Genomic DNA, 499 nt, shown 5'->3' on the forward strand with positions numbered 1-499 from the left:
TTTATAAATTAACCTACTGTTTAATTTTCAAAGTTCTTTAAATTATTGTGGTGGGCCATCAGGGACTCGAACCCCAGACCTACCGGTTATGAGCCGGGCGCTCTAACCAACTGAGCTAATGGCCCACAATAATTTGTGGTGCCGAAGACCGGAATCGAACCGGTACGAGAGGTAAGTCCCGCAGGATTTTAAGTCCTGTGCGTCTGCCAGTTCCGCCACTTCGGCACATCACCTGGCTATGTCCTACTCTCCCAGGCAGTTTCCCACCAAGTACCATCAGCGCTAGAGAGCTTAACTTCTGTGTTCGGAATGGGAACAGGTGTATCCTCTCTGCTATTATAACCAGATTATTGTCTAAATTTTCATTTAACTTTTTTCTAAGACAAGTATTATAATAACATCTTTGTCTTATTGTGTCAATACTTTTTTTATTCGATTTTTTAATTAAAAAAGTATTAAAAATCTATAAGTTTTGACAAGTTTAAATATATAGAGTTAG

The 499-nt window shown here is 39.1% G+C and carries 2 tRNA genes and 1 rRNA gene; all 3 read right to left on the reverse strand.

Annotated features, from left to right (window positions below):
* Positions 1 to 48: 48 nt before the first annotated feature.
* A tRNA-Ile gene (locus tag Q3304_RS20905) sits at positions 49 to 125 on the reverse strand.
* An 11-nt stretch (positions 126 to 136) separates the two neighbouring features.
* Positions 137 to 225 (reverse strand) — tRNA-Leu (locus Q3304_RS20910).
* A gap of 5 nt (positions 226 to 230) precedes the next feature.
* Positions 231 to 347: ribosomal RNA gene (gene rrf / locus Q3304_RS20915) — 5S ribosomal RNA — on the reverse strand.
* Between the last annotated feature and the right edge of the window lie 152 nt (positions 348 to 499).

Origin of the sequence: Clostridioides sp. GD02377 (assembly GCF_045899875.1) — a bacterium.
Lineage (GTDB): Bacteria > Bacillota > Clostridia > Peptostreptococcales > Peptostreptococcaceae > Clostridioides > Clostridioides difficile_A.